Raw genomic sequence first — 14,408 nt, 5'->3', positions numbered from 1 at the left:
GGTTGCTGAATGACAGAGAAACGCAAGGGTGAGGGTGATAAGCTGCTCTACTGCTCTTTTTGCGGCAAAAGCCAGCATGAAGTGCGCAAGCTGATCGCTGGCCCTTCCGTCTACATATGTGATGAGTGCGTCGAGCTGTGTAACGACATCATCCGCGAAGAGATCCGCGAGATCTCCCCCAAGCGTGATGGTGACGAGCTGCCGACCCCTCATCAGATCCGCGCTCATCTCGATGACTATGTGATCGGGCAGGAGTTCGCCAAGAAGGTGTTGGCCGTTGCCGTCTATAACCACTACAAGCGTCTGCGCAACAGCGGCGAAAACAGTGGTGTGGAGCTCGGTAAATCCAACATCCTGCTGATCGGCCCGACCGGTAGCGGCAAAACCCTGCTGGCCGAGACGCTGGCTCGTCTGCTGGATGTGCCGTTCACCATGGCCGATGCGACTACCCTGACCGAAGCCGGTTATGTGGGTGAGGACGTGGAGAACATCATCCAGAAGCTGCTGCAAAAGTGCGACTACGACGTAGAGAAGGCCCAGCGCGGCATCGTCTATATTGACGAGATTGACAAGATCTCCCGCAAGTCGGACAACCCCTCCATCACCCGCGATGTTTCCGGGGAAGGGGTCCAGCAGGCACTGCTCAAGCTGATCGAAGGGACTATCGCTTCCGTACCGCCGCAAGGTGGTCGCAAGCATCCGCAGCAGGAGTTCTTGCAGGTTGATACCTCCAAGATCCTCTTCATCTGTGGCGGTGCCTTTGCTGGCCTTGACAAGGTGATCGAGCAGCGTTCCGTCAAGGGAACCGGTATCGGTTTTGGCGCCGAGGTGAAATCCAAGGATGCCAGGGCAACCCTGAGCGAGACCTTCGCCAAGGTGGAGCCGGAAGATCTGATCAAATATGGTCTCATCCCCGAGTTCATTGGTCGCTTGCCGGTGGTTGCAACCCTGACCGAACTGGACGAGGCCGCTCTCATTCAGATCCTGCAAGAGCCGAAAAACGCGCTGACCAAACAGTACGCTGCACTGTTCGATCTGGAAGGAGTGGAGCTCGAGTTTCGTGAAGATGCCCTCCATGCTATCGCTCGCAAGGCGATGGAGCGCAAAACCGGTGCCCGGGGTCTGCGTTCCATCGTGGAAGCCGTGCTGCTGGATACCATGTATGACCTGCCTTCTCTGGAAGGGGTCAGCAAGGTGGTGATCGACGAGACTGTGATCAAAGGGGACTCCGCGCCCTTGATGATTTACGAAAATCCCGAGACCCAGGCTGCTGCATCAGAGTAAATGTCTGATTTTTAATCAAATGAAAGGGGCTTTTTGCCCCTTTCATGCTTTTTACGGTTTCGGCGATTGAATCTCATCTCTGCGCCCCCATATACTCAGCCAAGCGCTTTGCCAACGGTATAACAAGCCGAGAGGACATATATGAACCTAGAGCGTTCAGAACGCATCGAGATTCCCGTCCTGCCTCTTCGTGACGTGGTGGTTTATCCCCACATGGTCATTCCACTCTTTGTGGGGCGGGAAAAATCCATTCGCTGTCTGGAAGCGGCCATGGAGCAGGACAAGAAAGTTCTGCTGGTGGCCCAGAAGGATGCGTCAACCGATGAGCCGACTGTGGAGGAGATCTTCACCGTCGGGACAGTGGCCAATATTCTGCAGATGCTCAAACTGCCGGATGGCACCGTCAAGGTGCTGGTGGAGGGTGGGCAGCGTGCCCGCCTGGAGCGGATGATCGACGACAAGGATTTCTTTGTCTGCGAGGCCCAGTACATTCCTTCTCAAGCCATGGAGGAGAAGGATCAGGAAGTGCTGGTTCGTTCCGCTATCGGCCAGTTTGAAGGCTATATCAAGCTCAACAAGAAGATCCCGCCCGAGGTGCTGACCTCGATCTCGGCGATCGACGATGCTGCGCGTCTGGCTGACACCATGGCGGCCCACATGCCGCTCAAGCTGGAAGATAAACAGAAGGTGCTGGAGATCGTCTCGGTTTCCGAGCGCATCGAATTCCTGATGGCGATGATGGAGTCGGAAATTGACCTGCTGCAGGTCGAGAAGCGCATCCGTACTCGCGTCAAGAAGCAGATGGAGAAGAGCCAGCGCGAGTATTACCTCAACGAGCAGATGAAGGCTATCCAGAAAGAGCTGGGTGAGCTGGAAGATAGCCCGGATGAGTTTGAAGCCCTCAATCGCAAGATTGAAGAGGCTGGCATGCCGATCGACGCCCGGGAAAAGGCCCAGGCCGAGCTGGCCAAGCTGAAGATGATGTCTCCCATGTCCGCCGAGGCCACCGTGGTTCGCAGCTATGTGGACTGGATGGTACAGGTGCCGTGGAAGGCGCGCTCCAAGGTCAAGAAAGACCTTGGCAAGGCGCAAGAGGTGCTGGATGCCGATCACTATGGCCTGGAGAAGGTCAAGGATCGCATCCTCGAATATCTGGCAGTACAGGCTCGGGTGAACAAGCTCAAGGGCCCCATCCTCTGTCTGGTTGGGCCTCCCGGTGTGGGCAAGACCTCGCTGGGCCAATCCATCGCCAAGGCGACAGGCCGCAAATATGTGCGGATGGCCCTCGGTGGGGTACGTGACGAAGCGGAGATCCGTGGTCACCGCCGTACCTATATTGGTTCCATGCCTGGCAAACTCATCCAGAAGATGGCGAAAGTTGGCGTGAAGAACCCGCTGTTCCTGCTCGACGAGATCGACAAGATGAGCTCGGACATGCGCGGCGATCCCGCCTCTGCCTTGCTGGAAGTGCTGGATCCGGAACAGAACAACAGCTTCAACGATCACTATCTGGAAGTGGATTATGACCTGTCGGACGTGATGTTCGTGGCCACCTCCAACTCCATGAACATCCCGGGGCCTTTGCTGGACCGGATGGAGGTGATCCGTCTCTCTGGTTACACCGAAGATGAGAAGCTCAACATTGCCAAGCAGCATCTGGTTGCCAAGCAGATCCAGCGCAACGGCCTGAAAGAGTCCGAGATCACCATCGATGACTCAGCCCTGGTCGGGGTGATCCGCTATTACACCCGTGAGGCGGGGGTACGTAGCCTGGAGCGGGAGATCTCCAAGATTTGTCGCAAGGCGGTCAAGCGCATCTTGCTGGACAAGAGCATCAGGCATGTTCAGGTCAATCAGGAGAACCTCAAGGAGTTCCTTGGGGTGCAGCGTTTCGATTACGGCAAGGCCACCGACCAGAACCAGATTGGTCAGGTGTGTGGTCTGGCGTGGACCGAAGTGGGGGGCGATCTGCTCACCATCGAGACCACCAACATGCCGGGCAAGGGTAAGCTCACTTATACCGGCTCCCTCGGTGAAGTGATGCAGGAGTCTATCCAGGCGGCTATGACGGTGGTGCGTACCCGTGCCGAGAAGTTGCGCATCAACGCCGACTTTTACGAGAAGCGTGATATCCATGTGCACGTACCGGAAGGGGCAACCCCGAAAGATGGTCCGAGCGCCGGTATCGCCATGTGTACCGCCCTGGTCTCCAGCTTGACCGGTAACCCTGTTCGTGCTGATGTGGCAATGACAGGGGAGATCACCCTGCGTGGCGAAGTGCTGCCTATCGGTGGTCTTAAGGAGAAGTTGCTGGCAGCTCATCGTGGCGGCATCAAGCGAGTGCTTATTCCGAAAGAGAACGAGCGTGACCTTGAGGAGATCCCGGCAAACGTCAAACAAGACCTTGAAATTTATCCGGTTCGCTGGATTGACGAGGTGCTGGAATTGGCGTTGCAGGACAATCCACAAGGGTTCGAGCGCGTTTCTGTCGTGTAAATGTTGATGCGCCGCAAATTTGGCGCATTCGGCAGGTGGTTAAGGCTTGCATGCGTCTGATAACGGCAGTAGCCTTGACCACCGATCGGGTACTCGTGATGAGTCGCAATGCGTTGTGTGGCGCGGCTTTGCGCCAGATTGTCACTTGCAACTGATCAGGAGGCTTGCTATAAAACCTCCACTTGTTGTGGCCAGGGAAATCAGCGCCGCAGCGGTGTTTGATAAAAGGGGAATATAAGAGTGAATAAATCTCAACTGATTGACAAGATTGCAGACGGTGCCGATATCTCCAAAGCTGCCGCTGGCCGTGCGTTGGATGCCTTCATTGATGCTGTTGGTGAAGCGCTGAAAGAGGGTGACCAGGTTGCTCTGGTTGGTTTCGGTACTTTCGCTGTACGCGAGCGTGCAGCCCGTTCCGGCCGTAACCCGCAGACTGGCGCGACCATCGAAATCGCTGCCGGTAAAGTTCCTGCCTTCAAAGCCGGTAAGGCCCTGAAAGACGCTGTTAACTAAGTCGGTCGCTGATATCCGTCGGCTACCGTCCTTGGTCGCAGACCAGACAAGTTAGAGAGTCCTCTCTCATACTGATTGACCAAGGCGCATCGCAATCGGTGCGCCTTTTTATTGTTTACGCCCATCGAGTTCGGGAGCATAAGTACAAACATGATGTTGGATAAACTACGCGAAGGGGCGCAGGGCAAGGTAGCCAAGGTTATCTTGGGCCTGATCATCCTCTCCTTTGCCTTGGCTGGTGTAGGTAGTTACCTGACTGGCCCGGCCCGTACCGCCCCCGCCACCGTGAATGGCACCGAGATCAGTGCAGCGGCACTGGAAAATGCCTACCGCAACGAGCGCGCCCGCATGGAATCCCAGATGGGAGAGGCATTCAGTCAGCTGGCCGCGAACCCCGATTATATGAAACAGTTCCGCCGTGGCGTGCTGGATCGGCTGATCGATCAAGCCCTGCTGGACCACAAGGCCCGTGAGCTGGGTCTGCGTGTCAGTGACGAGCAGATCAAGCAGGCAATCTTCGCCATGCCGGAGTTCGCCGAGAACGGCAACTTCAATAATGACCGCTATCTGCAACTGATCCGTCGTGCTGGCATGACTCCCGAAATGTTCCGTGACTCCCTGCGTCAGGACATGGTGCGTCAACAGTTGATGAGTGCCCTGCTGGGTACCGAATTCTCCCTCAAGGGAGAAGCGGAGCAGCTCGACAAGCTCTACAACCAGACTCGCGATCTGCGGCTGGTGCGTCTGGCTGCCGCCAACTATATGGCTGACGTACAGGTCTCCGATAACGAGCTGGAGCAGTACTACAAAACCAATAGTGCCCGTTTCATGAACGACGAGCAGGTCAAGGTCGACTATCTGCTGCTCGATGCAGCCAACCTCGCCAAGGATGTCAAGGTCACCGAACAGGATGCCCAGGATTACTACGATCAGCACCAGGATCTGTTCCAGCGTGCCGAGCGTCGCCATGTGGCTCATATCCTGATCCCGTTTGGCAAGGATGAGAAAGCGGCCGAGCAGCAGGCTGAAGCCGTGCTGGCCAAAGCCAAGGCCGGTGAAGATTTCGCTGCACTTGCCAAGGCTGACTCTGCCGATACCTTCTCTGCCAAAAAAGGTGGCGAGCTGGACTGGTTCGAGAAAGGGGTGATGGATCCGGCCTTTGAGAAAGCCGCGTTCGCCCTGAACAAGGCGGGCGATCTCTCCACCGTGGTGAAGAGTCCCTTCGGTTTCCACATCATCAAGCTGCTCGGCGTTGAAGCAGCCCAGACCAAGCCGTTTGCCGATGTGAAGGACGAGACTATCACCCGTCTGCAAGCTGACAAGGCCAAGGAGCAGTTCTTTGCCGAGCAGCAAAAGCTGGCTGATAACAGCTTCGAAAACCCGGACTCGCTGGACCTGACCGCTGATGCCATGGGCATGAAGGTACAATCTACCGATTACTTCAGCCAGGCGAACGCCCCGGCCCCGCTTAATGATCCCAAGGTGCTCTCGGTGGCGTTCTCCGAGCAGCTGCGTGACGACAATACCAACTCCGACGTGATCGAGCTCGCCGATGGCAAGGCGCTGGTGCTGCACATCACCGGTCACCAGCCGAAGGCCGTCAAGCCGCTGGCTGAAGTGAAAGAGCAGGTGATTGCCGCCATCAAGCATGACAAGGCCAGTGAAGTGGCCCGTGGCAAGGCTCAGGGTCTGCTGGACAAGCTGAAGGTCGGTGAGAGTATCACTGCTGATCTGACGGCGCTCGGTCTGAAACTGGAGACCCACAACGGGGTTGCCCGCTTCGATCGTGAGCTGGATCAGAACCTGATTGCCCAGGTGTTTACACTGCCGCATCCGATCGACGGCAAGCCGAGCGTAGCCCTGGTTGCCGAGACCAATGGTGACCGCGTTGTGGTTGCGCTGGACAAGGTCAACGTCCCTGCCGCCGCGTCCGGCATGGCCGCCATGCTGCAAGCTCAGCTGGGTCAGGGCAAAGCCCAGGTGGATTACAAGTCTCTGATCGACGAGCTGCGCAAAACGGCCAAGATCGAGTACTTCACCAGTGTGGAAGCGACTGTCGAGTAATCGGCACTGCGCAACCCATTGAAAACGGCTCCTTGATGGAGCCGTTTTTTTATCTGTGGACAAGAGAGTGAAGACTCAAGCTCTGCTCTTCGGGTCGCGGCGAATATCCGTTGTTTTAAAAACGGGATAAAAAAACCGGCACATGAGTGCCGGTTTTTGATTGCCAACTTGCGCAGGGCTGGGGGTTATACCACACCCTGGGTACGCAGGTAATCCTCATAAGTACCGCCGAAATCGCGGATGCCATCTTCGGTCAGCTCCAGGATGCGGGTCGCCAGAGAGGAGACGAATTCGCGGTCGTGGGAGACGAAGATCAGGGTACCTTTATACATCTCGAGGGCCAGGTTCAAGGATTCGATAGATTCCATGTCCAGGTGGTTGGTCGGCTCATCCATGATCAGGATGTTGGGGCGCTGCATCATCAGCTTGCCGAACAGCATGCGGCCCTGTTCACCACCGGAGAGCACCTTGACCGGCTTCTTGATGTCGTCCTGGGAGAACAGCAGACGGCCGAGTACGGAGCGCACAGCCTGCTCGTCTTCGTTCTCCTGTTTCCATTGGGCCATCCAGTCGAACACATTGAGATCAGTGTCGAAATCTTCGGCGTGATCCTGGGCGTAGTAACCGATCTGGGCATTCTCGGACCACTTGATAGTACCGCTGTCCGGTGCCAGCGCGCCAACCAGAGTCTTGATCAGGGTCGATTTACCGATACCGTTGGTACCCAAAATGGCGACCTTCTCACCCACTTCCAGCATCATGTTAAGGCCCTTGAACAGGGGACCCTCACCATAACCCTTGGAGACGCCTTCAATTTCCAGAATGTTGCGATAGAGCTTTTTGTCCTGCTCGAAGCGGATGAAGGGGTTCTGACGGCTGGAGACCTTCACTTCCTCAATCTTGATCTTGTCGATCTGCTTGAGACGGGAGGTGGCCTGGCTGGACTTGGAGGCGTTGGCACTGAAACGGGAGACGAAGGATTGCAGATCGGCGATCTGGGCCTTCTTCTTGGCGTTGTCGGCCAGCAGGCGCTCGCGGGCCTGGGTGGCGGCCAGCATGTAGTCATCGTAGTTGCCCGGATAGACGCGCAGCTCGCCGTAGTCCAGATCCGCCATATGGGTGCAGACGGAGTTCAGGAAGTGACGGTCGTGAGAGATGATGATCATGGTGCTTTCACGTTCGTTGAGCACCTGCTCCAACCAGCGAATGGTATTGATATCCAGGTTGTTGGTCGGTTCATCCAGCAGCAGGATATCGGGGTTGGAGAAGAGGGCCTGTGCCAGCAGCACCCGCAGTTTCCAGCCCGGCGCCACTTCACTCATCGGGCCGTTGTGCTGCTCGATGGGAATACCGGCACCCAGCAGCAACTGACCGGCACGCGCTTCGGCGGTGTAGCCGTCATATTCGGCAACCAGCCCTTCCAGCTCGGCAGCCTTCATGTAGTCGTCGTCGGTGGCTTCCAGGTTGGCGTAGATGGCATCGCGCTCGGCGATGGCCGCCCACAGCTCGGTGTGGCCCATCATCACCACGTCCAGGACACGGGTATCTTCGTAGGCGAACTGATCCTGACGCAGCTTACCGATGCGCTCGTTGACGTCCAGGCTCACATTACCGCCAGTGGGCTCCAGATCACCACCGAGGATCTTCATAAAGGTGGACTTGCCACAGCCGTTGGCGCCGATAAGGCCATAGCGGTTGCCGCCGCCAAACTTGACGTTGATGTTCTCAAACAGCGGCTTGGCGCCGAACTGCATGGTGATGTTGTTGCTGCTTAACAAGGTAGGTGTCCTGATTGGTCTGTCAAATGGCGCGCATTATGGCACAGATCCCCCGAAAGTTTTAGCGAGAAGTGTGATCTGGCTCCTGTCCAGCAGGGGGCAGCCCCTCCTTGGCTTGTCACTATTTGAGTCCTTTTTCAATCACTTAAGACTAAAGTCGTGATTTCGCGGCAGAAAAGTGCTGCTAGATTGGTGTCGAAACATTTCATTAACAAAAGGAGTTGGGAAATGGCATTCGAAAGCGACGAGAAGGCGAAAGCCTACTGGCGGGAGAATCTCTCTCTGATGCTGAAGCTGCTGGCAGTCTGGTTTGCGGTCTCCTACGGTGCGGGGATTATCTTTGCCGATTGGCTCAATCAGTTTCACTTTTTTGGTTTCAAGCTCGGGTTCTGGTTTGCCCAGCAGGGGGCCATCTATGTGTTTGTCCTGTTGATCTTCGTTTACGTTCACCAGATGAACAAACTGGATCACAAATACGATGTGCATGAAGGGTGAGGTTTGATATGGAATTGCAAACACTGACATATATCGTTGTTGGCCTGACCTTTGCCCTCTACATCGGCATTGCCATCTGGGCCCGAGCCGGTTCAACCAAGGAGTTCTACGTGGCTGGCGGCGGGGTCAACCCGGTGGCTAACGGCATGGCCACCGCTGCTGACTGGATGTCTGCGGCCTCGTTCATCTCCATGGCTGGTCTTATCTCCTTCATGGGATATGACGGGGCTGTGTATCTGCTGGGCTGGACCGGGGGCTATGTGCTACTGGCCCTGTGCCTCGCCCCCTACCTGCGCAAGTTTGGCAAGTTTACCGTGCCCGACTTCATCGGTGATCGTTACTATTCCCAAACGGCGCGCACCGTGGCCGTGGTGTGTGCCATTCTGATCTCGTTCACTTATGTGGCAGGGCAGATGCGCGGGGTCGGGGTGGTCTTTTCCCGCTTCCTGGAGGTCGACATCACCACCGGGGTCATCATCGGCATGGCGGTGGTCTTCTTTTATGCGGTGCTTGGCGGCATGAAAGGGATCACCTACACCCAGGTGGCCCAGTACTGTGTGTTGATTTTTGCCTACATGGTACCGGCTTTCTTCATCTCCATCATGATGACGGGCCACATCCTGCCGCAAACCGGTTTCGGTGCCACCCTGACCAGTGAACCGGATGTCTATCTGCTGCAAAAGCTGGATCAAATCTCGGTGGACCTGGGCTTTGCGCCCTATACCGAGGGGGTGAGATCCAAGCTCGACGTCATCGCCATCACCTGTGCCTTGATGGTGGGCACCGCCGGGCTGCCCCATGTGATCGTGCGTTTCTTCACCGTGCCCAAGGTGCGTGATGCGCGTATCTCTGCCGGTTGGGCATTGCTGTTCATCTCCTTCCTCTATACCACGGCCCCTGCCGTTGCCAGCTTTGCCCGGGTCAACATGGTTGACACCATCAACGGCAGCGATGGCAAGGGAACTGAATATGCCCAGGCACCCCAGTGGATCAAGAACTGGGAGAAGACCGGTCTCATCACTCATGACGACAAGAACGGCGACGGACGCATGTTCTACTCCAACGATGAGCGTAACGAGATGAAGGTGGACCGAGACATCATCGTGCTGGCCAACCCCGAGATCGCCAAGCTGCCCAACTGGGTCATTGCCCTGGTCGCGGCAGGGGGGATTGCGGCGGCCCTCTCTACGGCGGCCGGTCTGCTACTGGTGATCTCGACCTCGATTTCCCATGACCTGCTCAAGCGCAATCTGATGCCCAACATCAGTGACAAGTCGGAGCTGCGCTATGCGCGGGGAGCCGCTGCCGTAGCGATCATGGTGGCCGGTTATCTGGGGATCAACCCGCCGGGCTTCGTGGCTGAGGTAGTCGCCTTTGCCTTCGGCCTGGCCGCTGCCAGCTTCTTCCCGGCGATCATTATGGGGATCTTCTACAAGCGGATGAACAAGGAGGGGGCCATCGCGGGCATGCTGGCGGGTATGGTGTTCACCGTGGGTTACATCATCTACTTCAAGGGGATCTTCATCACCCCGCTGGCGGCCAACGTACCGGAAAACTGGCTGCTCGGCATCTCGCCCGAAGGGATTGGGTCGGTGGGCATGCTGATCAACTTCCTGGTGGCTTTCGTGGTGAGCAAAATGACGGCGGTTGTGCCCAAAGAGGTGCAGGATATCGTGGAGAGCATCCGTTTCCCGAAAGGGGCTGGCGAGGCTCATGACCATTGATGTGATAACGGGAGGGGCTTGCCCCTCCCCAGGAGTGTGTAATGGAAGTGGCAGAAGTAAGCCGATTTCTGGCCCGGACCACCCCGTTTAGCGGGGTGGGTGCCACCCTGCAAACCGAGCTGGCTCGCGCCATCTCGGTTTACTATTTTCGGGCCGGTGAAATGGTGAAAAGCAGTGAAGATCGCCTGCTTATCGTGCGCACCGGCCTGTTTGCCCGCCTGGATAGCCAGCAGCAGTTGCTGGAAAAACTGCAGGAGGGGGATTTCTATGGCTATCAGGCTGCGCAGCCGGGCGAGCAACTGATGTGCGAGGAGGATGGTCTGGTTTACTGGCTGGCTGCCGACGCCTTTGCCAGAGCGCGGACCCGCCTGCCCGAGCTCGACCGGTTTTTTCTGCACCTGGCTGCCCGGACCCTGCATCAGCAGCAGCGCCTGCCGGATGAGGGCTACTTTACCCTCAAGGTGGGGGATCTGGTACGTGCCCACAAAATTGTGATCACACCGGCGCAGACGGTACAGGAGGCCGCCAGCCTGATGAGCGAACGGCGCGTCTCTTCCCTGCTGGTCGAGATGGAAGGTGCCCTGCAGGGCATCATCACTGATCGGGATCTGCGCAGCCGGGTCGTGGCCCGGGGCTTGCCCGCCACGACCCGGGTGGGCGATGTCATGACGCGGGAGCCGAAAACCATCGAGCGGGATGCCTATCTGTTTGAAGCGTTGCAGCAGATGGGGCAGTGGCGGGTACACCATCTGCCCGTGCTGAGCCAGGGGAGGGTGGATGGCATGATCACGGTGACGGATCTGGTGCGCGCCCAGCAGGAGCACCCTGTCTATCTGCTCACCGACATTCACCGCCAGCCTGATCTCGACAGCCTGGTCCACGCCAGTGCCCAGACGGTGAAGCTGGCCCGGATCCTTGGCCGTCAGGGCGTACCGGCCCATGAGGCAAGTCATATTCTGGCCACCGTAGGGGACGGATTGACCCAGCGATTGATCGAGCTGGCGCAGGGAGTGCTGGGACCAGCCCCCTGTGACTTCAGCTGGTTGGTATTTGGCTCCTTTGCCAGGCGGGATCAGGGGCTCAATGCCGATCAGGACAACGGCCTGCTGCTGGCCCAGCCCCCGGAGGGCGAAGTGGGGCGCTATTTTGCCGCGCTGGCGCGCTTTGTCTGTGATGGCTTGGCCCGCTGCGGCCTGCCTTATTGCACAGGCAACATCATGGCGACCAATCCGGCGCTCTGTCTTGATCTGACGGCCTGGCTCGCTCGCTTCAAGGGCTGGATAGATACCCCTACCCCCCAGGCCCTGCTCAATGCCAGCGTTTTTTTTGACTTGCGCATGGTCGCGGGTAGTGCCCCGCTGTTTGCAGGGCTGCAGCGCCAGATTGTGGCTGACGCCCGTGAACAGCCGCTCTTTCTGATGCATCTGGCACAAAATGCCCTTGAGCGCAGCGCCCCCCTCGGGCTGTTTCGCCACTTTATTCTCGAGCGGGATGGTCAGCAGCAGAAGGGGCTGGATCTCAAGGTGCGGGGGATCAGCCTTATCACCGATCTGGTGCGGGTGTACGCCCTGGCGAGCGGCATTGCCGACATCAACACCCGTCAGCGACTGTTGCGACTGGCACAAGAGGGGGGAATGGACACGACCCAAAGCCGCAATCTGTGCGATGCGTTCGACCTGCTGGCCCAACTGAGATGGGAGCACCACCTCGCCCGCCAGCAGCAGATTGACGCGCAAGGGGAGGGTCAGGTTTCCAACCACCTCGATCCGGCGACCCTGTCTGGCTTGCAACGACATCAGCTCAAGGACTGCTTTGGCGTGATCAATGAGGGGCAAGCTTTACTCAAATACCGTTTTTGCCGAGGGCTGTGACGGTGGGTGGCTGGCTTGACACCTCCTTGACGTTGGCGCGGCGCTGGTTGCGACCGGTATCGCAGGCGCCGGGTCTCACGCTCGCCCAGCAACCCTGCCTTGCCATCGATCTGGAACTGACCGGGCTGGATCCCCGTCGCGATCACATCGTCAGCATGGGCTGGGTGCCGGTGGTGGGGCGTGAAATTCGCCTGGCCGAGGCTTGCCATCTGTTAATACGTCCCCCCGTGAGTGTCGGACAAAGTGCCATCTACCACGGCGTTCATGATCGGGATCTGGCCAGTGCCTGCTCCCTGGCCGAGGCGATGCAGGCATTGGCAAAGGCGGCGGAGGGGGCCGTGCTGGTCGCCCACCACAGCGCCCTGGAGCGTGCCTTTTTGGCACGGGCCTGCCGTCAGGTATGGGGGCAGGACTGCCCCTGGTCTTTTATCGACACCTTGCGCATTGAGCTGCATCAACTCAGACAGGGAGACCGCGAACCCAGTGAGGATGGTCTGACCTTGTCCCGTTGCCTTGACCGTCACCGGTTGCCGCCGCTGAACCAGCATCATGCGCTGGAAGATGCCTATGGTTGTGCCTTGCTGCTGCTTGCCCAGACCCGTGCCGATACTCCCCTGGCACACCTGCTGTCACGCTCGCGCTAAGCGGGTTGTAACACTCACTTAACCTTTCCCTTGTCACCCTCATCCACCATGGATATGCTCTGTGGTATGACCAGTTAAACCAAGGAGAGGAGGGCGGTGATGGAAAAACCAAGGGTTAAGTGCGAGATCCACGACGGGATTGCCGAGGTGATGCTGGCACGGGGGGACAAACTTAATGCGCTCGACCGCGCCATGTTCAGCGCCATCGATGACACCCTGATCCGGCTCGCGCAGCACAAGGGGCTGCGAGCGGTGATCCTGCACGGGGAGGGGCGGGCGTTTTGTGCCGGGCTGGATGTGAAATCCATGCTCAAGCAGCCGGTGGCGGCCCTCGAGATCCTCAAGCGCGAGGCGGACGAGGCGACCAATCTGGCCCAGCGGGTCGCCTACGGCTGGCACCAGCTGCCGGTGCCGGTGATTGCGGTGACCCAGGGGGTCTGTTTTGGCGGCGGCCTACAGATCGCCCTTGGCGCCGATTTTCGCTTCAGCACCCCCGATTGCCGCTTCTCGGTGATGGAGATCAAATGGGGCATCATCCCCGACATGAGCGGCAGCGTCACCATGCGCAACCTGATGGGAGTGGATATTGCCATGGAGCTGGCCATGAGCGGCCGCGAGCTCGATGCCATCGAGGCCAAATCCCTCGGGATGGTGAGCCGGGTCTGCGCCGATCCGCTGGCAGAGGCCCGGCAATTTGCCAGAACGCTCATCACCAAATCACCGGATGCGCTGGCGGGGATCAAGCAGCTCTACAGCCAGGCCTGGGCTCGTAGTGATGAGGCGATGCTCAAAGAGGAGACCCGGCTACAAAAGCAGATCCTGGGTCGCCCCAATCAGTGGCGTGCCACCTTCAACAGCCTGTTTCGCTGGCGTCTGCCCTTCGGGCCGCGCCGTAATCCCCTTTGACAGGCTGGGATGAAAAATGAAATAGCATCGACTCTGGTACCAAGGCCATTAGGGCCCCAGCCTCGGAGCAAACTGTTCAGGCGTCATCTCTTCATTCTCAGGCTTAAGTTGACACACAGGGGGAGCGAGACTCGCCCTGGCTGGCCAGGAAGCTGAACAATGTGGCGCTCAGGCCGCCAGTCAGTTCGTACTTAGGGGGGTAACATGGAGAGACCCAGCGGCTTGCAGGTGCCGATGATCTGCCCCTTGTTGCTTAACCAAGATGCCACCCTGTTTCGGCGCAAATAGTTCCTCAACGGCGCCCATATGGCGTTCATCTTCTACGCCACCGACCCGAACATGGATGACGACACCGAAGAGGAGATGAAGGAGATGATCGCCAGCAGCAAGGGGGTGGGGAATTTCCGCTCCATGTTCGTCACGGACGGCAAGCCCGATAGGGGCTTTATTAGGCTTTATTAGGACACCCATCTTTTTGATTACTGATTGCAACATGGCGCGAGCGGCTGTACTCCATCAGTTGGTTTGTGCGATTGCTCAATGAAAATCTGGCGCGCCAGGCCAATTTGGAAGATGGCTGCAAGGGCCACTTCTGGGAAGGGTGACTATTTATTAGGACACCCATCTTTTTGA

General features: G+C 57.9%; 10 protein-coding genes and 2 pseudogenes. 11 read left to right on the top strand and 1 reads right to left on the bottom strand.

Annotated features, from left to right (window positions below):
* Window positions 1-9: 9 nt before the first annotated feature.
* The 4 genes from clpX (at window position 10) to ppiD (ending at window position 6,357) form a co-directional block, all read left to right on the top strand.
* Window positions 10-1,284, top strand: a complete 1,275-nt coding sequence (gene clpX, locus BN1117_RS17960; RefSeq protein ID WP_040099617.1) for an ATP-dependent protease ATP-binding subunit ClpX — start codon at window positions 10-12, stop codon at window positions 1,282-1,284.
* Window positions 1,285-1,425: 141 nt separating this feature from the next.
* A complete protein-coding gene (lon, locus tag BN1117_RS17955; protein ID WP_040099615.1) occupies window positions 1,426-3,780 on the top strand; it encodes an endopeptidase La in 2,355 nt (784 codons plus the stop codon).
* 240 nt (window positions 3,781-4,020) lie between these two features.
* Window positions 4,021-4,293 carry a nucleoid-associated protein HU-beta gene (gene hupB / locus BN1117_RS17950; RefSeq protein WP_005315375.1) on the top strand — a complete coding sequence of 91 codons (273 nt, stop codon included), beginning with the start codon at window positions 4,021-4,023 and terminating at the stop codon, window positions 4,291-4,293.
* A gap of 150 nt (window positions 4,294-4,443) precedes the next feature.
* Complete coding sequence (gene ppiD, locus BN1117_RS17945) at window positions 4,444-6,357, top strand: peptidylprolyl isomerase (RefSeq protein WP_040099613.1); 1,914 nt, start codon at window positions 4,444-4,446, stop codon at window positions 6,355-6,357.
* A gap of 185 nt (window positions 6,358-6,542) precedes the next feature.
* On the opposite strand, the gene BN1117_RS17940 is transcribed toward ppiD, so the two are convergent.
* Entirely contained in the window at window positions 6,543-8,135 is a 1,593-nt protein-coding gene (locus tag BN1117_RS17940) for an ABC-F family ATPase (RefSeq protein WP_040099611.1), read from the bottom strand.
* 228 nt (window positions 8,136-8,363) lie between these two features.
* Here BN1117_RS17940 and BN1117_RS17935 point away from each other — a divergent pair, with 228 nt between their 5' ends.
* From BN1117_RS17935 to BN1117_RS19925, 7 genes and pseudogenes are all read left to right on the top strand, one after another.
* Complete coding sequence (locus BN1117_RS17935) at window positions 8,364-8,630, top strand: DUF4212 domain-containing protein (protein WP_040099609.1); 267 nt, start codon at window positions 8,364-8,366, stop codon at window positions 8,628-8,630.
* An 8-nt stretch (window positions 8,631-8,638) separates the two neighbouring features.
* Window positions 8,639-10,354: a sodium:solute symporter family protein gene (locus BN1117_RS17930; protein ID WP_040099608.1), complete on the top strand. Its 1,716-nt coding sequence runs from the start codon at window positions 8,639-8,641 to the stop codon at window positions 10,352-10,354.
* A gap of 41 nt (window positions 10,355-10,395) precedes the next feature.
* Window positions 10,396-12,225 (top strand): DUF294 nucleotidyltransferase-like domain-containing protein, encoded by a 1,830-nt coding sequence (locus tag BN1117_RS17925; RefSeq protein ID WP_040099606.1) that lies wholly within the window; start codon window positions 10,396-10,398, stop codon window positions 12,223-12,225.
* Window positions 12,226-12,227: 2 nt separating this feature from the next.
* Complete coding sequence (locus BN1117_RS17920) at window positions 12,228-12,869, top strand: 3'-5' exonuclease (protein ID WP_052441555.1); 642 nt, start codon at window positions 12,228-12,230, stop codon at window positions 12,867-12,869.
* Window positions 12,870-12,968: 99 nt separating this feature from the next.
* Entirely contained in the window at window positions 12,969-13,775 is an 807-nt protein-coding gene (locus tag BN1117_RS17915; protein WP_040099604.1) for a crotonase/enoyl-CoA hydratase family protein, read from the top strand.
* Between the two features lie 249 nt (window positions 13,776-14,024).
* A pseudogene (locus BN1117_RS19250) lies at window positions 14,025-14,213 on the top strand (hypothetical protein); the annotation flags it as partial.
* 44 nt (window positions 14,214-14,257) lie between these two features.
* Window positions 14,258-14,377 (top strand): annotated as a pseudogene (locus BN1117_RS19925) (alpha-amylase family glycosyl hydrolase); the annotation flags it as partial.
* Window positions 14,378-14,408: the final 31 nt, after the last annotated feature.

Source organism: Aeromonas australiensis, from assembly GCF_000819725.1.
Classification (GTDB): Bacteria; Pseudomonadota; Gammaproteobacteria; order Enterobacterales; family Aeromonadaceae; genus Aeromonas; species Aeromonas australiensis.
Note: the sequence above shows the minus strand (reverse complement) of the source record. Positions and strands in the feature narration are given on the sequence as shown.